The organism is Streptomyces sp. CC0208 (assembly GCF_003443735.1).
GTDB classification, from domain to species: domain Bacteria; phylum Actinomycetota; class Actinomycetes; order Streptomycetales; family Streptomycetaceae; genus Streptomyces; species Streptomyces sviceus.
In genome coordinates this window covers 2,311,363-2,334,581 of the sequence record NZ_CP031969.1, presented here as the reverse complement: position 1 = coordinate 2,334,581, position 23,219 = coordinate 2,311,363, and the positions used below count along the sequence as shown (strand labels likewise).

Below are 23,219 nucleotides of genomic sequence, written 5' to 3'. Positions count from 1 at the left end.
GGAGGACACCACTCCCTCGCTGTCATGGGACCGTGATCCGCCCCCGTCATCGGGGCCCGTACGACGCCCGCCGACATCCACGGGGCAGGGCCGGACTCCGCCTCCGACGGCGAACCGTGCTGCCCGCCTTCCTTCACCCGTGCCGTCCAAGCCGACACAGAACCCCTCGACGATCCCTCGAGGCTCAGCTGATCTCCCACCGGCGCACTCGGTCATCATCTGTGTGGCGCTCCCGGGCCTCGCCATCTCCACGGACCAGGGGCAGTTGACCGGTCAAGGGCTGGAGGGTTTCTACCGCGCAGGCAGGCGTGTGCTCTCCCGGTGTCAGATCCGTGTCGCCGGCCGTGAGCCGCTCGCGGTCCAGGCCCGGACGACCGCGGCGGATCGCGCACGCTTCGTGGCCACCGCGTGCGTTTCCCAGGGCGGCGGCCCGGACCCTGACGTCGTCGTGGAGCGAACCCGCCACGCGGACGGGACGGAACGCATCATGCTGCACAGCGCCGCCGCCCGTCCGCTGCGGCTGCCGGTGGAGGTGGCCCTCGGTACGGACCTGGCGGACCTGGGCGCGATCGCCTCGGGCCGAAGAGGACCCGAACTGCCCGCCGTCGTCCACGACTGCGGTCTGCGCTGGTCCTGCGCGACCGGCGGGGCATCGGTCACGGCCGACCCACCACCCGCCGACGCCCTCGCGTCGGCAGGCCTGCTGCGCTGGGAGTTCGACCTACCCCCCGGAGGCACCGTCGGCCTGGAGCTGCGCGTGCGTCTGGAGGGCGCGGGCCCCGTCCGCGCCGTGGGGCGAGCGGCGACCAGCCCCCTGGCCTCCGCCCGCGCGACGGGAGACCACCCCGCGGTCCAGCCGCTCCTGCACACGAGCATCGACGATCTCCAGTCCCTACTGCTGCGCGACCCGGCGCACCCCACCGACACCCACCTCGCGGCCGGAGCCCCCTGGCGCTGCGGCCTGGCACCGGCCGACGCGCTCGTCGCGGCCCGGATGACGCTGCCGCTCGGCACCGGGCTCGCCGCGGGCACGCTCCGCACCCTCGCGCGCACCCAACTCCGCGAGCAGACAAGGCAGTCCGGCATGATTCCCGGGCCGCGCCGGGACGCGGGCGCCCACCTGCCGGCCTGTTGCACGGGTACCGAGGCAACCCTGCTCTTTCCCGCTCTCCTCGCGGAGGCCTTCCGATGGGGGCTCTCACCTCAGGAGACGCAAGAGCTGCTCCCGACAGCCGAACGGTGTCTGGGCTGGCTCCGGGCGACCGTGGGGGAGGGGACCTATCTGTGCGACCCACAGCCCGGCGGCCCCGTCCGCTGCGACACGCAGGCGCATGCGCATCGCGCTGCCGTCCTCGGTGCCGAACTGCTGGACGCGTTCGACAGACCCGGCGGGGCGGCGCTGCGGCAGTGGGCCCGCGAACTGCGCATGGCCTTCCGCGCGGACTTCTGGGTCGAGGACCGCAGCGGTGGCCGACCGGCGGCCGCGCGGGCCCCCGACGGACGCCTGGTGGCGCACTTCGGCGCCGCGGCTGTCCATCTCCTGGACACCGGACTGCTCGGCGGGGGCGAACAGGCACCCGGTCTGCTCGACAGGGCGCAGACCGAACAGCTGGCCCGGCTGCTCGGGAGCCCGGCCATGGACTCGGGCTGGGGGCTGCGCGGACTGGGCACGAAAGAGGCGGGATACAACCCGTTCGGCCATCGCACCGGTGCCGTACGAGTCCACGAGACGGCCATCGCCGTCTCGGGCCTGGCTGCCGCCGGGTACGAGAAGGAGGCCGGCTCGCTCCTGCGCGGCCTGCTGGCCGCGGCTGAGGCCTTCGGCCACCGGCTCCCCGAGATGTACGCGGGTGAGCAGCGCACCGACGGGAGCGCTCCCCTTCCTCACCCGGCGGCCTGCCGCCCAGCGGCCACGGCAGCGGCCACCGGAGTTCTGGTGCTGAGCGCCCTCGCGGGCATCCGTCCCGATGTCCCGGCGGGGACCGTCACACTGCGCCCCGTGCGCAGCGCGCCTCTCGGCGAGCTCGGCCTGACCGGGCTGAGGATTGCGGGGGCCCCGTTCGCGGTACGGGTCAGCAGACTCGGGCTCGCCATGGTCGAGGAGGCCGCCGAAGGGCTGCAACTGGGGGCGTGACCTCGAACGACGCTGTTCCCGACAGAAGCGGGCAGGGGAGGACGCGACCCGTTCGGACGGTACTGGATCAGGCACCGATGCGACCCGCGAAGGGAGTGTTTATCGTCAGGCAGACGACTATGATCGCCGCATGCCCTACGACCCGTCAGCCTTTCCGCCCTTCGCCGTCACCGTGGACCTGGTCGTACTGACCGTGCGCCGTCACGCCCTGTGTGCGCTCGCGGTACGCAGGGGCGAGCCGCCGTTCCAGGGGCGTTGGGCGCTTCCCGGCGGTTTCGTACGGGCCGATGAGGATCTGGCGCAGGCCGCTGCCCGCGAGCTGGCCGAGGAGACGGGACTGCGTGCCCATGACCCGGCCGTCCCCGTCCAGGACAACGGAGCGCACCTGGAACAGCTGGCGACCTACGGCGACCCCAAGCGTGATCCCCGGATGCGCGTGGTGAGCGTCGCCCACCTCGCCCTCGCCCCCGACCTGCCCGCCCCCCGGGCAGGCGGTGACGCCAGCAACGCACGCTGGGCGCCCGTCGAAGAACTGCTGCAGCAGGGCGGCTACGGTCGGGACGGTGAGCCGGTCGTGCCGCTCGCCTTCGACCATGCGCAGATCCTGTCGGACGGAGTGGAGCGCGCCCGCTCCAAGATCGAGTACTCGTCGCTGGCCACCGCGTTCTGCCCGCCCGAGTTCACCGTCGGAGAGCTGCGCCGGGTCTACGAGGCGGTGTGGGGCGTGGCACTGGACCCGCGCAACTTCCACCGCAAGGTGACGGGCACACCGGGCTTTCTGGTCCCCACCGGCGGCACCACCACGCGACAGGGCGGCCGCCCCGCCCAGCTCTTCCGGGCCGGCGGCGCCACTCTTCTCAACCCCCCGATGCTGCGCCCCGAAGTGTGACGGCCCCGAAAACCGGACATAACCCGCTATCTTGCTACAGGTGATCCAGGCCTTCGGACTGACCAGCAATTCCCGCAAGGACCTTCCGCCCGCGGTCGACGACGTGTCCTTCGAAGCCCCAGCGGGCCGCGTCACCGCGCTCCTCGGAGCGCCGGGCGCGGGCAAGACGACGGCGCTCAGACTGATGCTCGAACTCCAACAGGGCCGTGGCCTGACCTACTTCAAGGGGCGCCCGCTGCATCGCATCGCGCACCCCTCGCGCGAGGTCGGTGTCCTCATGGGCGAGGTTCCCGGCCATCCCGCGCGCACGGTCCGCGGTCATCTGCGCATGCTGTGCGCCGCGGCCGGTGTCCCGGTCCGGCGCGCGGAAGAAGTGCTCGAAGTGGTGGGCCTGGTCAGCCTGCGCGACGAGCGGCTCGGCACCCTGTCTCGGGGCATGGACCGGCGCCTGGGCCTGGCCTGCGCCCTGCTGCCGGACCCGCACACCCTCGTGCTGGACGCTCCCGCCGACGGACTCTCCACTCGGGAGAGCCACTGGCTGCACGGCATGCTGCGAGCGCACGCCGCCCAGGGCGGCACGGTCCTTTTCACCACGGCCGAGCCCAAAGAGGCCGCGCGCGCCGCAGATCACGTCATCACGCTCGAACAGGGCAGGCTCGTCGCAGACCAGGCGGCCGCGGAGTTCGCCCGCACCAGACTCCGTCCCCGTGTCGCCGTCCGCACCCCCCACGCCGCCCGCCTCGCCGCCCTGCTCGCCAAGGAGGCCCGCACGGCCCACCGCTCCGTCGAAGTCGTCCGGGAAGGCGGCAACCGTCTGTCCGTGTACGGCAGTACATGTGCCGACGTCGGCGAGACTGCCTTCCGGCATGGCGTCCTGGTTCACCAACTGGCCGACGAGATCGGGGACATGGGGCCCGGCGCGGGTCCGTTTCCCGGTGAGATCGCGGAAGCGGCACAGGAAGTGCGGGCAGGCGTCACGGGGCCGGAGCCCGGCGAGCTCGTCGGCAATGAGGCCGTCGGGGTGGCCGGGACAGCGGTGCGAGGAGGCCAGGCGCACGACAACCCCCCAACGCCGAGCGGCTCGCACCTGCGCGGTGAGCGGGCGGTGCCCGCCGACCGGAGAGCGCCCGGCGACCAGACGGCACACTGCAGTCCAGACCCCGGCAGCGCCCAGGCCGCGGAGAGCGGTGACACCGCTCTGAGCCCCGCCACCGTCTCCGGGGCCCATGCCCCCCTACCCCCCCTCCCACCCCCCATCTCCGTCAGGTCAGCCCCCAGCCCCTTGCGCCCCCTGCGCTACGAACTGCGCCGCGCGGCAGGGATCGGCACTGGGTTCCTCACCGCCGCCGCCGTGCTCGTCGCGTCCGCCTTTACCGCCGCACTCCTGGCACGCGTCGGTCACACCCCGCAGGCGCGGCTGCTGGCCGCATGGCCGAGGGAGCTGCCGCTGCCCCCGGCTGCGCTCGGGGCCGGACTGCTCGGTGCGCTCGCGTTCGGCGACGAGTTCCGCCACCCCGCCCTGGCCGCGGACCGCGGTACCGTGCCCCGTCGGCTCGGGCTGCTCACCGCGAAACTCGCCGTCGCCACTGTCGCCGCGCTGGCACTAGCCTTTCTCACGGTGGGCTGCGACGCCGAAGTGCTCTATCTCGTCTACGGACGGGAACTCACGGAAGTTCCCGCGGACTGGCCGGCGCTGAGCGTGAGTTGGTTCGGGCTCGTGGCCGGCTGTGCCTGGTCCGGGGTCCTGGCCGCCGGCGTCTTCCGGTCCACCACGGCCGGGCTCGCCGCGGTGGTCGCTGTGCCCGTTCTCGTCGTACCCCTCGTGCAAAGAGCCCTGGAGGGGGCGTCCGTGCGAGCGGCGACGGGTCTTCCCGCGCGGCTGCGCGAGGTCTTCCTGCCGCAGTGGCCCTTCGGCGGAGAGCGCTATCTCGTCGGAGCGGTGCGGGTGATCGCTCAACCGGTGGGCGGGGCGCTGGCGTTGTCGCTGACCGCTCTGCTGTGCGCATATCTGCTCACGACCCTGCGTAGCAGGGTCCGATGACGACCGTCCGTGCGCTTCCGGTCCCGGCCTGCGCACAACTTCCCGACGAAAGCGCATTTCTTTCCGATAAGGCGTCAATTGCGACGGGGTGAGCGATCACCCTTTCGTGTGCTTTTCACCAAAGACCTCAAGGGAGTTGGAGGCGGCGCCGACAAAGGATCCGTGAGTACCCTTGCGCACACCATGATGACCGCCGCCCGCTCCGCCGACTCCGGTCTGGCCGGCCCGGGCGATCTCGACCGCTACTCCTACGCCGAGGCCCCGGCCGCAGGCCGCGTCGGAGCCTCCGTCTGGGACGGCTCGGACCCGGAGCTGGGCCGCGTGGGCCGACGGGCCGCGGGCAACCGCGGGCGCGGACTGCACGGCCAACTCGTCCAGCAGCTGGGTCAGATGATCGTCTCCGGTGACCTGGGAGCCGACCGGCCGCTGGTCCCCGAGGAGATCGGCCAGCGTTTCGAGGTCTCCCGCACCGTCGTCCGTGAGTCGCTCCGCGTCCTGGAGGCCAAGGGTCTGGTCAGTGCCCGGCCGAACGTCGGTACGCGCGTGCGTCCCGTCAGCGACTGGAACCTGCTGGACCCGGACATCATCGAATGGCGGGCTTACGGACCGCAGCGCGACGACCAGCGCCGCGAGCTGAGCGAGCTGCGCTGGACGATCGAGCCGCTCGCCGCGCGCCTGGCCGCGGGACATGGCCGGGAGGACGTCCAGCAGCGCCTCGGTGACATGGTCGAGATCATGGGGCACGCCATGAGCCAGGGTGACGCGCTCACCTTCTCCCGTGCCGACGCCGAGTTCCACTCCCTGCTCATCCAGCTCGCGGGCAACCGCATGCTGGAGCATCTCTCCGGGATCGTCTCCGCCGCCCTCCAGGTCTCCGGCAACCCGGTCACCGGCTGTGACCGGCCGAACGAGACGTCCTTGGCGCATCACGGACGTATCGTCGACGCCCTCGCCACCGGCGATGCCGCGGCGGCCGAAGCGGCCATGCGTCAACTGCTCACCGTTCATCCCGAGGTCGAGCGTGTGGTGCCGGCGCCGCGCGAGCACTGACCGCGCGGCGCGGGCGGCGCGGCCGAGGATGCCCTTCTGCTCCTGCGGCATCGTCCGGCCGCCGAGCCGCCCTCCGTCGGACCCCGCAGGATTCCCAAGGATCCTGCGGGGTCCGACGGCGCGGTGACGTACCCCGGGGCTTTGCTGGTCCGAACCGCTGGGTGACCTTGTCTGTCCGTGTCTGACCGTTTTTGGCCGCTTACGGGGTGTGACTCGGGCCACGCAGATTGGGCGTAACGCTCGCGGGAACAGCGCGATGACCTAAGAGGTGACAGCCGCGGAGGGAATACGGACGCCGTTTCAGGCGCTGTGCATCCTCCCGGCCCCCCGCCCGCGCCGTCGGCCACTCCCAGGCCGGTGGTCGGCTCCTGTCCGTTGTGGACGGGGCCGGAAGCCGTTTTCCAACGTTCCGAGAGGTTGTTCGTGTCGGCCAGCACATCCCGTACGCTCCCGCCGGAGATCGCCGAGTCCGTCTCTGTCATGGCTCTCATTGAGCGGGGAAAGGCCGAGGGGCAGATCGCCGGCGATGACGTGCGTCGGGCCTTCGAAGCTGACCAGATTCCGGCCACTCAGTGGAAGAACGTACTGCGCAGCCTCAACCAGATCCTCGAGGAAGAGGGTGTGACGCTGATGGTCAGTGCCGCGGAGCCCAAGCGCACCCGAAAGAGCGTCGCAGCGAAGAGTCCGGCCAAGCGCACCGCCACCAAGACGGTCGCGGCGAAGACGGTGACCACCAAGAAGGCCACCGCCACCGCCACCCCGGCGGCTCCCGCCGCTGAGCCCGCAGTCGAGGGCGAAGCGCCCACGAAGCCCGCCGCGAAGAAGGCGGTCGCCACCAAGAAGGCGGCCGCGAAGAAGACCGTCGCCACCAAGAAGACGGCGGCGGCCAAGAAGACGACCGCCAAGAAGGACGACGCCGAGGTCATCGAGGAAGAGGTCCTCGAGGAGATCAAGCCCGGCGAAGAGGAAGAGGAGGGGGCCGAGAACAAGGGCTTCGTCCTCTCCGACGACGACGAGGACGACGCGCCTGCCCAGCAGGTCGCCGTGGCCGGTGCCACCGCCGACCCGGTCAAGGACTACCTCAAGCAGATCGGCAAGGTCCCGCTGCTCAACGCCGAGCAGGAGGTCGAGCTCGCCAAGCGCATCGAGGCCGGACTGTTCGCCGAGGACAAGCTGGCCAACGCCGACAAGCTCGCCCCCAAGCTCAAGCGCGAGCTGGAGATCATCGCCGAGGACGGCCGCCGCGCCAAGAACCACCTCCTGGAGGCCAACCTCCGTCTGGTGGTCTCCCTGGCCAAGCGCTACACCGGCCGCGGCATGCTTTTCCTGGACCTCATCCAGGAGGGCAACCTCGGTCTGATCCGCGCGGTCGAGAAGTTCGACTACACCAAGGGCTACAAGTTCTCCACGTACGCCACCTGGTGGATCCGTCAGGCGATCACCCGCGCGATGGCCGACCAGGCCCGCACCATCCGTATCCCGGTGCACATGGTCGAGGTCATCAACAAGCTCGCGCGCGTGCAGCGCCAGATGCTCCAGGACCTGGGCCGCGAGCCCACTCCGGAGGAGCTGGCCAAGGAGCTCGACATGACCCCCGAGAAGGTCATCGAGGTCCAGAAGTACGGCCGCGAGCCCATCTCGCTCCACACCCCGCTGGGCGAGGACGGCGACAGCGAGTTCGGTGACCTCATCGAGGACTCCGAGGCCGTCGTCCCGGCCGACGCGGTCAGCTTCACACTCCTGCAGGAGCAGCTGCACTCCGTCCTCGACACCCTGTCCGAGCGCGAGGCGGGCGTCGTATCGATGCGCTTCGGCCTCACCGACGGTCAGCCGAAGACCCTCGACGAGATCGGCAAGGTCTACGGCGTCACGCGCGAGCGCATCCGCCAGATCGAGTCGAAGACCATGTCGAAGCTGCGCCACCCGTCGCGTTCGCAGGTGCTGCGCGACTACCTCGACTAGGTCGTCGTCGTACGACACCGAAGGCCCGATCCCTCGTCAGGGACCGGGCCTTCGTGCTGCGCGTACAGGCGCCCTGCATGACTCTGGGTTTCCGATCACCACCCGGAGTGAGGAGCATGCATGCGTCACCCCATTTCCCGGGCGCTGGCCCGGCCGCTGATTCTGGCAGCCGTGGCGGCGGCCATACCGCTGGCGTCGGCCGCCCCCGTGGCCGCCGACAGCGTCGTCCTCGGGGGATTCCCCGTCGATGTGTCCCAGGCGCCCTGGACGGTGGCTCTGTCCACCCGTGACCGGTTCGGAGGTACGCGCGCCGGGCAGTTCTGCGGCGGTGTCGCCGTCGGCCCGACCACGGTGCTCACCGCGGCCCACTGCATGGGCGAGGACGTCCTGGGAGCACCGGCCGAGCAGGTGAAAGACTTCCGCGTCATCGCGGCCCGTACGGATCTGCTCTCGGACCAGGGCAAGGAGATCGCCATACGTGGAGCATGGGTTAATGCCGGCTACGACCCGCAGAGCAACGCCGGGGACTTCGCCGTCCTCACCCTCGCCGAGCCGTTGCCGCAGAACGCGGTCATCGCCATGGCGCCCGCCGGTGACGCCGCGTACGAGCCGGGAGCCGGCGCCACGGTGTACGGCTGGGGTGACGTCACGGGGGGCGGCGACTACGCGCGCAGTCTGCGGGCGGCCAACGTGCACGTACTGGCCGACGCGGACTGCGAGAGGGCCTATCCGGGCGGCGCCGAGGGCACCTACCGGGCCGACAGCATGCTGTGCGCAGGGGAGGACTCGGGTGGTCGTGACGCCTGCCAGGGGGACAGCGGTGGGCCGCTGGTCGCCCGGGGGAAGCTGATCGGGCTGGTGTCGTGGGGGAGCGGCTGTGGACGAGCGGGCCGTCCTGGTGTCTATGCCCGTGTGTCCGACGTCATGCGGACGCTGGGCTGGGACGGTCGCAATGCGGCGGCCGACCGGCACCGAGGGGCCGCGTGACAGCGCCTTGGGCGCGCTGAGCGCATCGTAAAGGCATGAGCAAGGGCGACTGCCCCTGGGAGCAGGGACAGCCGCCCTTGTGCCGGCCTGTGCCGGAGCTGGCTCGTCGTGGACGCGAAGTGTCAGCGCTCTTCTTCTGATACGGATGCGGGAACGGCCGTGAGCCGCTCCGTCTCGTCCTGTATCTCAGCGGCGATCTTCTTGAGTTCCGGCTCGAACTTGCGACCGTGGTGGGCGCAGAAGAGCAGTTCTCCGCCGCTGAGCAGCACGACGCGCACGTACGCCTGGGCGCCGCAGCGGTCGCAGCGGTCAGCGGCCGTCAGCGGGCTCGCGGGGGTCAGAACAGTAGTCACGTCGCCTCTTCTCTAGCTCGACGAGCTGTCGTACCAGGGTCAACATCCAACCAGCCCCAAAACGTTCCCGCTCGGGGCTTCACCCAGAGAGAAATTTTCCGGACGGCCGGCTGCTGCCGGTTTGGCGGCGAATGTGCCGTATTGCGTGTCTGTGTGTCTTACGGTTTCGCGCTGTCGGTCAAGGTCGGTCCTCCCGGCTGGCTTGCCGGTTGTTCATGAGGACGTGCCCGGAGCCTAAATGGTTCATGCCCCCAAGGGAACGTGATATGTACTTCACCCCATCGAGGGATCGAACAGGCATGCGACCCTGGACTACTCTGTGTTTCCGCACGAGGGTGGCGTTACAACGGCTCTACCAGGCCTCGGTACCCTCTTGGCGGCGACCGAAGCCGCGCCCTTACCCACAAGGGCCCCACCTGAAATTCAGCGAGGAGCGAACCGCGTGACCGCCGAGACGTCCGTGCCGTCCACAGCTCTGCTGGCAGGAGCAGACCGGGACGGGTCCAACTACACCGCGCGGCACCTGCTCGTCCTCGAGGGGCTCGAGGCCGTACGCAAGCGCCCTGGTATGTACATCGGATCAACCGACAGCCGTGGCTTGATGCACTGTCTGTGGGAGATCATCGACAACTCCGTCGACGAGGCCCTGGGCGGATACTGCGACCACATCGAGGTGATCCTCCACGACGACGCCTCCGTGGAGGTCCGGGACAACGGCCGTGGCATCCCGGTCGACGTCGAGCCCAAGACGGGCCTGTCCGGCGTCGAGGTCGTCATGACCAAGCTGCACGCCGGCGGCAAGTTCGGCGGTGGCTCGTACGCCGCCTCCGGCGGTCTGCACGGCGTGGGCGCCTCCGTGGTGAACGCCCTGTCGGCGCGGCTGGACGTCGAGGTGGACCGCGCCGGCAACACCCACGCGATCAGCTTCCGGCGCGGCGTTCCGGGTGCCTTCGCGGCGAACGGCCCCGACGCCAAGTTCGACGCCGCGAGCGGCCTGCGCAAGACCAAGAGGATCCCCAAGACCCGGACCGGCACGCGCGTGCGGTACTGGGCCGACCGGCAGATCTTCCTCAAGGACGCCAAGCTCTCCCTGGACAACCTCCACCAGCGCGCTCGCCAGACCGCGTTCCTGGTGCCCGGCCTGACCATCGTCGTCCGTGACGAGTACGGCCTGGGCGAAGGCGGCAGCAAGGGCGAGGAGTCGTTCCGTTTCGACGGAGGCATCAGCGAGTTCTGCGAGTACCTGGCCTCCGACAAGCCGGTCAACGACGTCCTCCGCTTCTCCGGCCAGGGCAGCTTCAAGGAGACCGTCCCGGTCCTCGACGACCACGGCCAGATGACGCCCACCGAGGTCACCCGCGAACTCGGCGTGGACGTCGCGATGCGCTGGGGGACCGGTTACGACACGACCCTGAGGTCGTTCGTCAACATCATCGCCACTCCCAAGGGCGGCACCCATGTGGCCGGCTTCGAGCAGGCCGTCACCAAGACGATGAACGAGGTGCTGCGCGCCAAGAAGATGCTGCGTGTCGCCGAGGACGACATCGTCAAGGACGACGCTCTCGAGGGCCTGACCGCGGTCGTCACCGTTCGCCTCGCCGAGCCGCAGTTCGAGGGCCAGACCAAGGAGGTCCTCGGCACCTCGGCGGCCCGCCGCATCGTGAACACCGTGATCTCCAAGGAGCTCAAGGCGTTCCTGACCTCCACGAAGCGGGATGCCGCAGCCCAGGCCCGGGTCGTCATGGAGAAGGCGGTCTCCGCCGCACGCACGCGTATCGCGGCCCGCCAGCACAAGGACGCACAGCGCCGCAAGACGGCCCTGGAGACCTCCTCGCTGCCCGCCAAGCTCGCCGACTGCCGCAGCGACGACGTCGACCGCAGCGAACTGTTCATCGTCGAGGGCGACTCCGCGCTCGGTACCGCGAAGCTCGCCCGGAACTCCGAGTTCCAGGCGCTGCTGCCCATCCGGGGCAAGATCCTCAACGTTCAGAAGTCGTCCGTCACCGACATGCTCAAGAACGTCGAGTGCGGTGCGATCATCCAGGTCATAGGAGCGGGGTCCGGCCGGACCTTCGACATCGACGCGGCCCGCTACGGCAAGATCATCATGATGACCGACGCCGACGTCGACGGCTCACACATCCGATGCCTGCTGCTGACGCTGTTCCAGCGCTACATGCGGCCCATGGTCGAGGCGGGCCGGGTCTTCGCCGCTGTGCCGCCGCTGCACCGCATCGAGCTGGTCCAGCCGAAGAAGGGGCAGGACAAGTACGTCTACACGTACTCGGACCGCGAGCTGCGCGAGAAGCTGCTGGAGTTCCAGAGCAAGGGGGTCCGGTACAAGGACTCCATCCAGCGGTACAAGGGTCTCGGTGAGATGGACGCCGACCAACTGGCCGAGACGACCATGGACCCACGGCACCGGACTCTGCGGCGGATCAACCTCGCCGACCTGGAGGCTGCCGAGCAGGTCTTCGATCTGCTGATGGGCAACGACGTGGCGCCGCGGAAGGAATTCATCTCGGGCTCGGCGGCGACGCTGGATCGGTCGCGCATCGACGCGTAGCGCTGCGCTGAACTTCGGCGGATGTCCTGGTAGGTGCCTGGGCCTGAGGCCTCCGTGTGCAAGGGGAGTGTCGTCCTCACCGCACGGAGGCCTTCGTGCTCCGTCGCCTCGTCTGTCACGCCCGGCTGACCGTTCACGGCAGGCGGCAGGCGGCAGGCGGCAGGCGTGAGGCGTGAGGTGGGAGGCGGCAGCGGCCCGTGGGAGGTGGCAGGCGGCAGCGGCCCGTGGCGGGACTGGCGCTGCGGCGGGGTCAGCCGTCGCGACCCCGGGCTGTCCACCCCTGGGTGGAGAACCCGGCAGCCTGGGAATCCACCCGTGATCCACCCCCGCTCCGATCTCGCGACCTGCGGATTTCCGTAGCTTCGAAGGTGTCGGCGGCGTCCGCTGCCGGCAGTCCCTTCCTCGCTCACGGAGGCTGTGATGTCCGGGCTCGTCGATGCGTTGCTGATCGTGGTCGCGGTGGTCGTGGTGATCGCCCGGCAGTTCCGGGCGAGCCGGATCGACACCGGGCGGCGCTGGTGGCTGCTGCCCGTCGTCCTGGCTGTCGTGGCCCTGCGCGAGCCGGGACTGGTCGACGCCCAGCACCGCACGGCATCGATCGCCCTGCTGACCGCCGAACTCCTCACCGGCCTTGCCATCGGGGCCGGCTGGGCCTGGACGAACCGGATATGGACCGAACCGGACGGCGCGGTGTGGAGCAGGAGCACCAAGGCGAGCGGGGCTGTCTGGGCCGTCGGAATCGGACTGCGTCTCGGCCTCTTCGCGCTCGGCGCGGCGCTCGGTGTCCACCAGGACTCCTCCGCGCTGCTGCTCGCCCTCGCGGCCACCCTGCTCGTGCGCTCCGGGACCCTCGACTGGCGAGCGCGTTCCCTGAGCCCTGCCGCCGCACCCGCCCCGGCGTACGGTCAGCCCATGGTCCGGTCCTCGGGGAAGGAACGTGTGTGACGGACAACGTCTGGACCCGCTGGCCCTCCCGGGAGGCGCTCGGGCGTGAGGCGACCACGCGTCCTCGGCGGCTGCTCGGCTGGGTCACGCGGTCGCTGGTGCTCGTCATGCTCCTGTGGGGCGCTTTCCACAGCAGCCGCGTGCAGGGCTGGGGCGTGCTCGGAGCAGTGACGGGAATCCTCCTGTCCGCCGTCGTTGCCTGGGCCCTCTTCCGCACCACCCTGGCGCACCGGCTCTGGCCTTCCCTGGCGCTCTACGGCGTCCTCCTGACGATCGCGGTCGCCGCCCAGGCCGCCCACTTCGGGGTCGTCGCCCTCGTGCTGTGGTGCGGTTGCGCGATCACCGCTCTGGAACGGCTGCCCATCGCCGCCGCCCTGCCCGTGACCGTGGTCGCTCTCGCCTTCTACGCCGCCTTCAACGACGACGTGTGGCTGACCACCCTGGCCACGACCGCGGGGCTGTCCCTGGCCGGTTACGTCCTGCGGTTGGACGCCGAGGCCCGTGGCAACGCCCAGCGGCTGCTCACACAGGAGCGGGCCGCGCGGGCGGCCGAGGCGGAGTCGGCGGCGCTCGCGGAGCGGGCCCGGATCGCTCGGGAGATCCACGACGTGCTGGCCCACAGTCTCTCGGCCCAGCTCGTCCACCTGGAGGCGGCCCGGTTGCTGATCGAGGGGGGTGCGGACCGGGATCAGATCCTCGAAAGGGTGGTGGCGGCCCGGGGCATGGCTCGCGACGGTCTCGCGGAGACCCGGCAGGCGCTGTCGGCTCTGCGCGGGGACATGACTCCGCTGGAGGACTTCCTGAGCGAGCTCGTCGGGACGGCCGACGGAGCCGAGACCACCATTTCGGGTGAGCGCAGACCGCTGCCGGTCGAGGCGTCGCAGGCCGTACGCAGGGTCGCGCAGGAGGCCCTGACCAATGTCCGCAAACATGCGCCGGGGGCCAGGGTCCGGATGCGGCTGGAGTACGGCGAGGAGCAGGTGACGCTGGTCGTGCGGGACTCGGGTGGTTCGCCGGGTGAACTCACCACCACCGGAGGCGGGTACGGTCTGCTGGGGATGCGGGAGCGCGCCGAACTGCTGGGTGGTTCGCTGCACGCCGGGCCGGACGACGAAGGGTTCGTGGTGACGTTGAAGGTGCCGGTATGACGGAGGGGGCGGAGACGAAGCCCGCGCGGGTGGTGGTCGCGGACGACCAGACCGTGGTGCGCGAAGGCATCGTGATGCTGCTCGGTCTGCTGCCCGGAGTCGAGGTCGTGGGCGCGGCCGGGGACGGGGAGGAGGCGGTGGAGCTCGTCGCCGAACTCGCCCCGGACGTGGTGCTGATGGACCTGCGCATGCCCCGTTGTGACGGGGTGGAGGCGACCCGGAGGATCCGGGCCGAGTACCCCGCGACCCAGGTCGTGGTGCTGACGACCTTCGCAGACGACGAGTCGCTGTTCCCCGCGCTCAAGGCGGGGGCGCGCGGTTATCTCACCAAGGACGCCGGTGGCGACGAGATCGTGCGGGCCGTGCAGAGCGTCCTCTCCGGGGACGCCGGACTGTCCCCGAGTATCCAACGGCGGCTGCTGGAGCGGCTGTCGGACCCCGAACCGCCGCAGCCGGCACCTGCGGAGGCACCCGACGGGCTCACCGCCCGGGAAGTCGAAGTGCTGGCGCTGATCGCCGAAGGGCTGACCAATCAGGAGATCGCCCGCGAACTGCATGTCTCGACCGCCACGGTGAAGACCCACATCAACAACCTCTTCGCCAAGACGGGAATCAAGGACCGGGCCCAGGCGGTGCGTTACGCCTATGCGAAGGGGCTTGTACGGCCACCGATGGGAGGAGTCACCTGATGGGGTGAAGAGCGCGGGGAAGAAGAGTCGGGGATCTTCCCGTTCTGTCCATCCTTGGGCATGCAGTCAAGCAACGCTCGTCCTCGCGGAAGCGAGGGTGATGCCGACAGCCCGGCCGAGAACCACGACGGCCTCGATATGGCCCGCACCGAAGCGTCCGCCGGGGTGCGGTACGACGACCCCTGGTACGACGAGCTCGCCTCCGGCTGGGGCGAGACGGGCGGCGACGGCACCCCCGTGGCCCCGGTCGCCACGGCACGCGCGCAGCGCGAGGACCGTGCCGCAGCGGCTGCTGACGTCTACCTCGAGGTGCAGCGCAGCGCGGCCTTCCAGGAGGTGCGCAGCAGGTACCGGAGGTTCGTGGTGCCGGCGGGCATCGGGTTCTTCACCTGGTACGTGGTCTACGTGGTGACGGCGACGAGTGCGCCCGGACTGATGGCACGGCCGGTGGCCGGCGCGGTGAACGTGGCGATGGTCGCGGGACTCGGACAGTTCTTCACCACCTTCCTGCTGACCTGGGCCTACGCCCGGCACGCGAGACTGCGCCGGGACCGGGCCGCACTCGAACTGCGGTGGGACACCCAGGAACTGACGCGTACGGCCCGGGGTGGTGCGACATCGTGACGGGAGACCACCAGACTCTGGCGCTGCTGCTGTTCAGCGCGTTCGTCGCGGTCACGCTGGGGATCACGACCTGGGTGAGCCGCCACCGGCACGGTTCGGCGGAGGAGTTCTACGCGGGCGGGCGGCTGTTCTCGCCGATGGAGAATGGTTTTGCCATCGCGGGCGACTACATGTCGGCCGCGTCCTTCCTCGGTATCTCCGGGCTCATCGCGCTCTTCGGGTACGACGGGATGCTCTATTCGGTGGGCTTCCTCGTGGCCTGGCTGGTGGTGCTGTTCCTCGTCGCCGAACTGGTGCGCAACTGCGGGCGGTTCACCCTCGCTGACGTGGTCGCGGCGCGGATGAGCGAGCGGCCGGTGCGGATCGCGGCGGGAACTTCCTCGGTCACGGTGTCCGTTCTGTATCTGGTGGCGCAGATGGTGGGCGCGGGCAGCCTGGTTGCGCTGCTGCTCGGAGGCACCAGCCAGGCGGCCCAGTCCTGGACCGTGATCGCCGTCGGGGCGCTCATGGTGATCTATGTGTCCCTGGGAGGGATGCGGGCGACGACCTGGATCCAGATCGTCAAGGCGGTCCTGCTGCTGGGTGGGACCGTCGCGCTGACCGTGCTCGTGCTGGTGCGGTTCCACGGAGACATCGACCAGTTGCTGCTCACGGCGGCGGAACGCAGCGGCCACGGCAAGTCGTTCCTGGCACCCGGTCTGAAGTACGGCGGAGACTGGACCGCCCGCCTTGACTTCATCAGCCTGGGACTCGCTCTCGTGCTCGGCACGGCGGGGCTGCCGCACATCCTGTCCCGCTTCTACACCGTGCCCACCGCACGCGCCGCACGGCGTTCGGTGGTCTGGTCGATCGGGCTCATCGGCGGCTTCTACCTGATGACGATCGTCCTCGGGTTCGGTGCCGCGGCGATCGTGGGTCCCGAGACGGTCCGGGGATCCAACGCCGCGGGGAACACCGCGGTCCCCCTCCTGGCCCTCGACCTGGGCGGCGGCACCGACTCCACGGGAGGAACGGTTCTGTTCGCGATCGTCGCCGCCGTCGCCTTCGCCACGATCCTCGCCGTGGTCGCCGGCATCACCCTCGCCTCCTCCGCCTCCGTCGCCCATGACCTGTACGCCTCACTACGGCGCCGAAGGGCCAAGCCGCGCAGTGAGGTGGCCGTGGCCAGGACCGCCGCCGTCGGGATCGGCGTGATCGCCATCGCCCTCGGTCTGCTGGCCCGCGATCTCAACGTGGCCTTCCTGGTGGGCCTCGCCTTCGCCGTCGCCGCGTCCGCGAATCTCCCGGTGCTGCTCTACTCGCTGTTCTGGCGTGGGTTCACCACCCGGGGCGCCGTCTGGTCGGTCTACGGCGGACTGATCCCGGCCATGGTTCTGGTGCTGCTGTCGCCCGTGGTGTCCGGCAGCCCCGAATCCCTCTTCCCCGGCGTCGACTTCCAGTACTTCCCGCTGCAGAACCCCGGGCTGGTCTCCATTCCGCTGGGCTTCGTCGCGGGCTGGCTCGGTACGGTCACCTCGGCGGAGGTCGCCGACGAGGCCAAGCACGCGGAGACCGAGGTACGGTCGCTCACCGGGGCGGGAGCCGTGTAGGGGCGGCGGCGACAGTGAGCGGGCGGCGCCCTCGTCGTCGTACGGCATCCGCCTTCGTCGGCGACACCAGCCGTCGCCGTACGGCGTCTGTCGACGAGGTCTTTCGCGGCGTACGGCTAGGGCGCCACCCAGGCGTAACGGTGCTCCGGCCGCCCCGTGTCGCCGTATCTGAGGGTCAGGCGGAGGCGACCGGCCTGTTCGAGGTGGCGGAGGTAGCGCTGGGCGGTGGAGCGGCTCAGGCCGGTCTCGGCGGCGACCTCGTGGGCCGACAGCGGGTGCTCGGCGTGGTGCAGGACGCGGCAGATGAGGTCCGTGGTCGGCTCCGAGTGGCCGCTGGGCAGGCCGGGGGAGGCCGGAGCCGGTGTGGTGCGCAGGGCGCTGAAGATCCTGTCGACCTGTTCCTGACCGGCGATGCCGCGGCCGCCGACCCGGTCGACGGTGCGGCGCAGGGCGGCGTAGGAGTCCAGGCGGGTGCGCAGGGCCGCGAAGGTGAAGGGTTTGACCAGGTAGTGGAGGGCGCCCAGGCGCATGGCGGCCTGGACGGTGGTCACGTCCCCTGCTGCCGTGACCATGATGACGTCGGTGCCGTGGCCCTGTTCCCGCATGCGGTGGACGAGTTCGAGACCCGTCTGGTCGGGAAGGTAGTGGTCGAGCAGGACCAGGTCGATGGTCCCGCGCTGCACGCTGGCCAGTGCCTGGGCAGCGCTGTGGGCGCGGGCCGCGACCCGGAAGCCGGGAACCTTCCCCACGTACTTCGCGTTGATCTCGGCGACGCGGAAGTCGTCGTCCACGACCAGGACGTCAATCATCGGGCCTCTTTCCCTCAAGGCCTGGCGGGCGTAACACCCGTGTTTCGGCTTCGCTGTTTGTAGCGCGCGCAAAACGAGCACAACAGGCTGTTGCAGGCAAAAGAACGGCATGTGCCCAGAAGCCTGATGCCGTGGCGCAGGCCACATCTACCGTCCCCGGCCATGAGCGCAGACACCAGCCCCGCCATCGAGCTGCGGGGCGCGAGCAAGACATTCCGGACCCCGTCGGGGGGTCTGCACACGGCCGTCAGGGGACTTGACCTCACGGTGGGGCGTGGGGAGTTCGTGGCGGTCGTCGGGCCCACGGGCTGTGGCAAGTCGACTACGTTGACACTGGTCAGCGGGTTGGAGGAGCCCTCCGAGGGCGAGGTCCTGGTCGTCGGGGAGCCGGTGCGGGGAGTCGGGGACAAGGTCGGTTTCGTCTTCCAGCAGGACGCCACCTTCCCCTGGCGCACGGTCCTGTCCAATGTCATGGCCGGCCCTCGCTTCCGCGGTGTGCCCAAGGCGGAGGCCAGGCAGAAGGCGCGGGAATGGCTGGCCCGGGTCGGTCTCGCGGCCTTCGAGGACCGTTACCCCCATCAGCTCTCCGGAGGCATGCGCAAGCGGGTCGCGCTCGCCGCCACCTTCGTCAACGATCCCGAGATCCTGCTCATGGACGAGCCGTTTTCCGCGCTCGACGTGCAGACCCGGGCCCTGATGTCCGACGAACTCCTCGAACTGTGGGAGGGCACCGGCGCCTCCGTCGTCTTCGTCACCCATGACCTGGAGGAGTCCATCGCGCTGGCCGACAAGGTCGTCGTGATGACGGCCGGACCCGCCACCGTCAAGCAGGTCTTCGACATCGACCTGCCGCGGCCGCGCAAGGTCGAGTCGGTGCGACTGGAGCCGCGGTTCATCGAGATCTACCGCGAGATCTGGGAGTCCCTCGGCGAAGAGGTCCGCATCACTCGCGAGAGGAGCGCCGCCCATGTCGCCTGACGTCATGCCCGAGGCTCAGGTCGCACCAGCCCTGACGGACTCCGGCGACAAGACCGGCCGCGCGCACTCACGCGCGCGTGCCGCCCGCAGACGCCGGATCGTCGTCACCGCGTCCCGGGTGCTGCTCCTGGTGGCCGTCCTCGGTCTGTGGGAAGCGCTCTCGCGGGCCGAGATCATCGATCCCTTCAACTTCTCCATGCCCTCGAAGATCTGGGACCAGATCTGGACCTGGGTGACGCACGGGACCGCACTCGGCTCGTTGGGCGAACAGATCTGGTACACGCTGTACGAGGCGCTGCTGGGCTGGGTCGTGGGTGTGGTGGCCGGTGTGGTCTTCGGTATTGCGCTGGGGCGGATCACCTTGCTTGCCGATGTCCTTGGTCCATACATCAAGGTGCTCAACTCCATACCGAGGATCGTCCTCGCCCCCATCTTCGTGATCTGGTTCGGACTCGGACCGGCCTCCAAGGTGGCCTCGGCCGTTGTCCTGGTCTTCTTCCCGGTCTTCTTCAACGCCTTCCAGGGCGCCCGAGAGGTCGACCGCAACCTGGTCGCCAACGCCCGCATCCTCGGCGCGAGCGACCGCAGGGTCACGCTTCAGGTCGTCATCCCGTCCGCGACCTCGTGGATCTTCACCAGCCTGCATGTCAGCTTCGGCTTCGCCCTCATCGGCGCGATCGTCGGCGAGTACATCGGCGCGACCAAGGGCATCGGCCTGCTCGTCGCGCAGTCGCAGGGCACCTTCAACGCCGCCGGCGTGTACGCCGCGATGGTCATTCTCGCCGTCGTCGCACTCCTCGCCGAAGGGCTGCTCACCTTCGCCGAGCGCCGCATCTTCCGCTGGAAGCCGACGGGTTCCGACAGCTGAGCCCGTCCACGGCAGCCGCCTCCTCCCCAGCTCCAGCCCTTTCCGCACCACCCCTCACAAGGACGTGAACCGCATGCGCAAGACCGCCAGACTCACCTCCCTGGCCGCCGCCGGCCTGCTCGCCCTCTGCTCGCTCACCGCCTGTGCCAACGACGCCGCCAGTACGGCGTCGGCCGACTCCGGAAGCAAGGGCGACGGCAAGGGAACCAAGGTCAAGATCATGGTCGGTGGCCTCGACAAGGTCATCTACCTGCCCGCGATGCTCACCCAGCGGCTCGGCTACTTCGACTCCGAGGGACTCGACGTGGAGCTGCTGAGCGAGCCCGCCGGTGTCCAGGCCGAGACCGCGCTCGTCTCCGGCCAGGTCCAGGGGGCCGTCGGCTTCTACGACCACACCCTTGACCTGCAGGTCAAGGGTAAGGAGGTGGAGTCGGTCGTGCAGTTCTCGCAGGCGCCCGGTGAGGTGGAGATCGTCTCGAACAAGGCGGCCGGCGACATCACGTCGGCCAAGGACTTCAAGGGCAGGAAGCTCGGCGTCACGGGCCTCGGCTCCTCGACCGACTTCCTCACCAAGTACCTCGCCGTCAAGAACGGCGTGAAGGTCAGCGACTTCACCCCGGTCGCCGTCGGCGCGGGACCGACCTTCATCTCGGCCCTCCAGCAGGGCTCCATCGACGGCGGCATGACGACCGACCCGACCGTCGCGACCATCCTGGACAAGAAGGCCGGCAAGATCCTCCTGGACATGCGCACGCCCCAAGGATCCGAGGAGGCACTCGGCGGTCCGTATCCGTCGTCGAGCCTGTACATGCAGACGGACTGGGTCAACGGTCACAAGGAGACCGTCCAGAAGTTGGCCAATGCATTCGTCAAGACGCTCAAGTGGATGTCCACCCACAGCGCCACCCAGATCGCCGACAAGATGCCCGCCGACTACTCGCAGGGCAACAAGCTGCTGTACGCGGTGGCCATCAAGAACACGCTGCCGATGTTCACCAAGGACGGCGTGATGCCCAAGGACGGCCCCGAGACCGTCGAGAAGGTCCTCAAGGCGTTCAACCCCAACATCCAGAACGCCGACGTGGACCTCGACAGGACATACACGACCGAGTTCGTCGCGAAGGCCGCGCAGAGCACCACAGGCTGAGCACCACAGGCTGAGCGCGAGGTACCTCCCTCACGCGCGGGTCGCCCACACGTAACGGTGTTCCGGGCGGCCCGCGTCGCCGTATTTGAGGGTCAGTCTGGCCCGCCCCGTGCGCTCCAGGAGCTTCAGATAGCGCTGGGCGGTCTGCCGGCTCACCCCGGTGCGGTCGGCGATCTCCTGCGCCGACAGCGGCCCCTCGGCGTTCATCAGAGACCTGCGGACCAGCTCCACCGTGGTCGGGGAGTGCCCCTTGGGCAGATCGGGCTCCGCCGGCGAGGAGAGGGCACCGAAGATGCGGTCGACCTCGGCCTGTTCCGCCTCGCCGCCGCCGTCCAGGGTGCGCCGCAGCTCGGCGTACGCCTCCAGCCTTGCCCTGAGGCCCGCGAAGGCGAACGGCTTGACCAGGTACTGCAGCGCGCCGTGCCGCATCGCCGCCTGCACGGTCGTCACGTCCCGCGCCGCCGTCACCATGATCACGTCGGTCTGGTGGCCGCGTCGGCGCATCTCCTGCACGACCGCCAGGCCCGTCTCGTCGGGCAGGTAGTGATCCATGAGGACCAGGTCGACGTGGGGCAGCGCCTCCAGCTGCCGCAGCGCGTCCGCGGCGCTGTGCGCCTCGCCGGCCACATGGAAGCCGGGCACCTTCTCGACGTAGGCGGCGTTGACGCGCGCCACGCGGGTGTCGTCGTCCACGACCAGGACCTCGATCAGCACGACTCCTCCTCGGTGGCGGTCTGCTGGGCCGGCGGCCCGGTGAGAGCCGGTTGCGGTTCGGCCAGCGCATCGGGCAGTACGACGGTGAACTCCGCGCCTCCGCCGTCCGCCTCCGCCACGGTCGCGCTGCCCCCCTGGCGTTCGGCGAGCTTGCGCACGAGGGAGAGCCCGAGGCCACGCCCCCGGTGCGCCGGAGGCTCCTTGGTGGACCAGCCCTCGGTGAAGACCAGTTCCCGCTGTTCCACCGGGATTCCGGGCCCGGTGTCCCGCACCCTGAGGACGGCGGCACGGCCCTCCGCGCGCAACTCGACCTCCACGCGTGCGTGGAGGTCGCCGGCGACGGCGTCCAGGGCGTTGTCCACGAGGTTGCCGACGATCGTGACCAGGCCGCTCGGGTCGACCAGCCGGTCGCGCAGCCGGGTCCGGTCGGAGACCCACAGGGCGACCCCGCGCTCGGCGGCGACGGTCGCCTTGCCCACCAGCAGCGCGGCGAGCAGCGGATCCTCGATCTTCTCGGTGACCTGCTCCGCGGTGGCCCGGTGGTCGCCGACGACCTCTCCGACGAACTCCACGGCGTCGTCGTACATCTCCAGCTCCAGCAGCCCCAGCAGCGTGTGCATCCGGTTGGCGTGCTCGTGGTCCTGGGCGCGCAGGGCGTCGATGAGACCGTGGGTCGAGTCGAGCTCCCGGCCCAGCTGTTCCAGCTCGGTGCGGTCGCGCAGGGTCGCGACGGCACCGCCGTCGTCGGTCGGCATCCGGTTGGCGACCAGCACCCGCTGGCCACGCACGGTGACCAGATCGGTGCCCGTCACGCGGCCGGCCAGGACGTCGGCCGTACGGCCGTCCCCGAGCGCCTCGTCGGGGGAGCGACCGACGGCCTCGTCACCGATGCCCAGCAGACGTCTGGCCTCGTCGTTGAGCAGGCGGACGCGTCCGGCGCGGTCCAGGGCGACGACGCCTTCCCGGATGCCGTGCAGCATGGCCTCGCGCTCGGCGAGGAGGGCGGAGATGTCGGAGAAGGCCAGGTCACGGGTCTGCCGCTGCACTCTCCTGGAGATGAACCAGGCAGCCAGCGCGCCGACGGCGAGAGCCCCGCCGGCGTACGCGAACAGCCCCGGGATCGCGTGGATCAGCCGGGCGCGCACGCTGTCGTAGGCGATGCCGACGGAGACGGCCCCGACGATCTTGTGCCGGCTGTCGTACAACGGCACCTTGCCGCGGGCGGTGCGGCCCAGGGTGCCGCTGTCGATCTGCATGATCTCCTTGCCGGACAGGGCCTGGCCCGGGTCGGTCGAGACGATCCTGCCCACCTCGCCGCGGGTGGGGTGCGACCAGCGGACGCCTCGCCAGTCCATCACCACGACGTACTCGGCACCGGTCGCCCTGCGGATCCGCTCGGCCTCCCGCTGGACGGGCCCGTCGGGCAGTGGGGGCGTGTCCTTGACCTGCTCGGCGATCTGCGACTCCGCGGCGGTGGTCTGGGCGATGGCCAGTGCCCGGCGCATCGCCTGGTCGTCCAGCTGGTTGCTCAAAGGCGCGAGGAACAGGCCGGTCGCGAGCACCACGACTCCCGCGGCGATCGCCAACTGCATCAGGAGCACCTGCGAGAACACCCGGCGGGGCAGTCCGAGGCGCAGGCGGCGGGCGGGGGGAGTGCGGCTCATACCCATGAACGGTACGGGGAGGCGCCCGATTCACCGCAGGGGGTGTGGCATGGATCTCTTGA

19 protein-coding genes are annotated in these 23,219 nt (G+C 70.1%); 15 read left to right on the top strand and 4 right to left on the bottom strand.

The window, feature by feature from the left end; all coding sequences use genetic code 11:
* Nucleotides 1–223: 223 nt before the first annotated feature.
* The 6 genes from D1369_RS10505 to D1369_RS10480 all read left to right on the top strand — a co-directional run bounded on the left by D1369_RS10505 (nt 224) and on the right by D1369_RS10480 (nt 9,063).
* Nucleotides 224–2,134, top strand: coding sequence for a glycogen debranching N-terminal domain-containing protein (locus tag D1369_RS10505; protein ID WP_240436066.1), 1,911 nt, complete (start codon nt 224–226; stop codon nt 2,132–2,134).
* A gap of 130 nt (nt 2,135–2,264) precedes the next feature.
* Nucleotides 2,265–3,023, top strand: coding sequence for an NUDIX hydrolase (locus tag D1369_RS10500; protein WP_007385176.1), 759 nt, complete (start codon nt 2,265–2,267; stop codon nt 3,021–3,023).
* Nucleotides 3,024–3,063: 40 nt separating this feature from the next.
* Nucleotides 3,064–5,064, top strand: a complete 2,001-nt coding sequence (locus D1369_RS10495) for an ATP-binding cassette domain-containing protein (protein ID WP_007385177.1) — start codon at nt 3,064–3,066, stop codon at nt 5,062–5,064.
* A gap of 162 nt (nt 5,065–5,226) precedes the next feature.
* On the top strand, nt 5,227–6,114 hold the full coding sequence (locus D1369_RS10490; protein ID WP_007385178.1) for an FCD domain-containing protein: 888 nt from the start codon (nt 5,227–5,229) through the stop codon (nt 6,112–6,114).
* A gap of 423 nt (nt 6,115–6,537) precedes the next feature.
* Entirely contained in the window at nt 6,538–8,076 is a 1,539-nt protein-coding gene (locus tag D1369_RS10485; protein WP_007385179.1) for an RNA polymerase sigma factor, read from the top strand.
* 120 nt (nt 8,077–8,196) lie between these two features.
* A complete protein-coding gene (locus D1369_RS10480; RefSeq protein ID WP_007385180.1) occupies nt 8,197–9,063 on the top strand; it encodes a serine protease in 867 nt (288 codons plus the stop codon).
* A gap of 122 nt (nt 9,064–9,185) precedes the next feature.
* Here the strand turns inward: D1369_RS10480 and D1369_RS10475 are convergent, their stop codons facing one another.
* Nucleotides 9,186–9,416 (bottom strand): hypothetical protein, encoded by a 231-nt coding sequence (locus tag D1369_RS10475; protein WP_007385181.1) that lies wholly within the window; start codon nt 9,414–9,416, stop codon nt 9,186–9,188.
* Nucleotides 9,417–9,858: 442 nt separating this feature from the next.
* Between D1369_RS10475 and D1369_RS10470 the strand changes: the two genes are divergently transcribed.
* The 6 genes from D1369_RS10470 (at nt 9,859) to D1369_RS10445 (ending at nt 16,977) form a co-directional block, all read left to right on the top strand.
* The gene (locus D1369_RS10470) at nt 9,859–11,982 is read left to right on the top strand and encodes a DNA topoisomerase IV subunit B (RefSeq protein ID WP_007385182.1); all 2,124 of its coding nucleotides are present in this window, start codon (nt 9,859–9,861) and stop codon (nt 11,980–11,982) included.
* Between the two features lie 420 nt (nt 11,983–12,402).
* Nucleotides 12,403–12,927, top strand: a complete 525-nt coding sequence (locus D1369_RS10465) for a hypothetical protein (protein ID WP_037901629.1) — start codon at nt 12,403–12,405, stop codon at nt 12,925–12,927.
* Complete coding sequence (locus D1369_RS10460) at nt 12,924–14,075, top strand: histidine kinase (protein WP_007385184.1); 1,152 nt, start codon at nt 12,924–12,926, stop codon at nt 14,073–14,075. The genes D1369_RS10465 and D1369_RS10460 overlap by 4 nt, the downstream gene beginning before the upstream one ends.
* On the top strand, nt 14,072–14,764 hold the full coding sequence (locus D1369_RS10455; RefSeq protein WP_007385185.1) for a response regulator transcription factor: 693 nt from the start codon (nt 14,072–14,074) through the stop codon (nt 14,762–14,764). The genes D1369_RS10460 and D1369_RS10455 overlap by 4 nt, the downstream gene beginning before the upstream one ends.
* A 60-nt stretch (nt 14,765–14,824) precedes the next feature.
* Nucleotides 14,825–15,388, top strand: a complete 564-nt coding sequence (locus D1369_RS10450; RefSeq protein WP_007385186.1) for a DUF485 domain-containing protein — start codon at nt 14,825–14,827, stop codon at nt 15,386–15,388.
* On the top strand, nt 15,385–16,977 hold the full coding sequence (locus D1369_RS10445; RefSeq protein ID WP_007385187.1) for a cation acetate symporter: 1,593 nt from the start codon (nt 15,385–15,387) through the stop codon (nt 16,975–16,977). Before D1369_RS10450 ends, D1369_RS10445 begins: the two co-directional genes overlap by 4 nt.
* A gap of 116 nt (nt 16,978–17,093) precedes the next feature.
* Here D1369_RS10445 and D1369_RS10440 read toward each other — a convergent pair whose 3' ends face one another.
* Nucleotides 17,094–17,786: a response regulator gene (locus D1369_RS10440; RefSeq protein WP_007385188.1), complete on the bottom strand. Its 693-nt coding sequence runs from the start codon at nt 17,784–17,786 to the stop codon at nt 17,094–17,096.
* A gap of 162 nt (nt 17,787–17,948) precedes the next feature.
* Between D1369_RS10440 and D1369_RS10435 the strand changes: the two genes are divergently transcribed.
* The 3 genes from D1369_RS10435 (at nt 17,949) to D1369_RS10425 (ending at nt 20,779) form a co-directional block, all read left to right on the top strand.
* Nucleotides 17,949–18,764, top strand: a complete 816-nt coding sequence (locus tag D1369_RS10435) for an ABC transporter ATP-binding protein (RefSeq protein WP_020121891.1) — start codon at nt 17,949–17,951, stop codon at nt 18,762–18,764.
* Nucleotides 18,754–19,632, top strand: a complete 879-nt coding sequence (locus tag D1369_RS10430) for an ABC transporter permease (protein WP_007385190.1) — start codon at nt 18,754–18,756, stop codon at nt 19,630–19,632. The genes D1369_RS10435 and D1369_RS10430 overlap by 11 nt, the downstream gene beginning before the upstream one ends.
* 73 nt (nt 19,633–19,705) lie before the next feature.
* Nucleotides 19,706–20,779, top strand: coding sequence for an ABC transporter substrate-binding protein (locus tag D1369_RS10425; protein ID WP_007385191.1), 1,074 nt, complete (start codon nt 19,706–19,708; stop codon nt 20,777–20,779).
* Between the two features lie 30 nt (nt 20,780–20,809).
* On the opposite strand, the gene D1369_RS10420 is transcribed toward D1369_RS10425, so the two are convergent.
* Both D1369_RS10420 and D1369_RS10415 read right to left on the bottom strand, forming a co-directional pair.
* Nucleotides 20,810–21,490 (bottom strand): response regulator, encoded by a 681-nt coding sequence (locus tag D1369_RS10420; RefSeq protein ID WP_031043638.1) that lies wholly within the window; start codon nt 21,488–21,490, stop codon nt 20,810–20,812.
* Nucleotides 21,487–23,157, bottom strand: coding sequence for a sensor histidine kinase (locus D1369_RS10415; protein WP_037901630.1), 1,671 nt, complete (start codon nt 23,155–23,157; stop codon nt 21,487–21,489). The genes D1369_RS10420 and D1369_RS10415 overlap by 4 nt, the downstream gene beginning before the upstream one ends.
* Nucleotides 23,158–23,219: the final 62 nt, after the last annotated feature.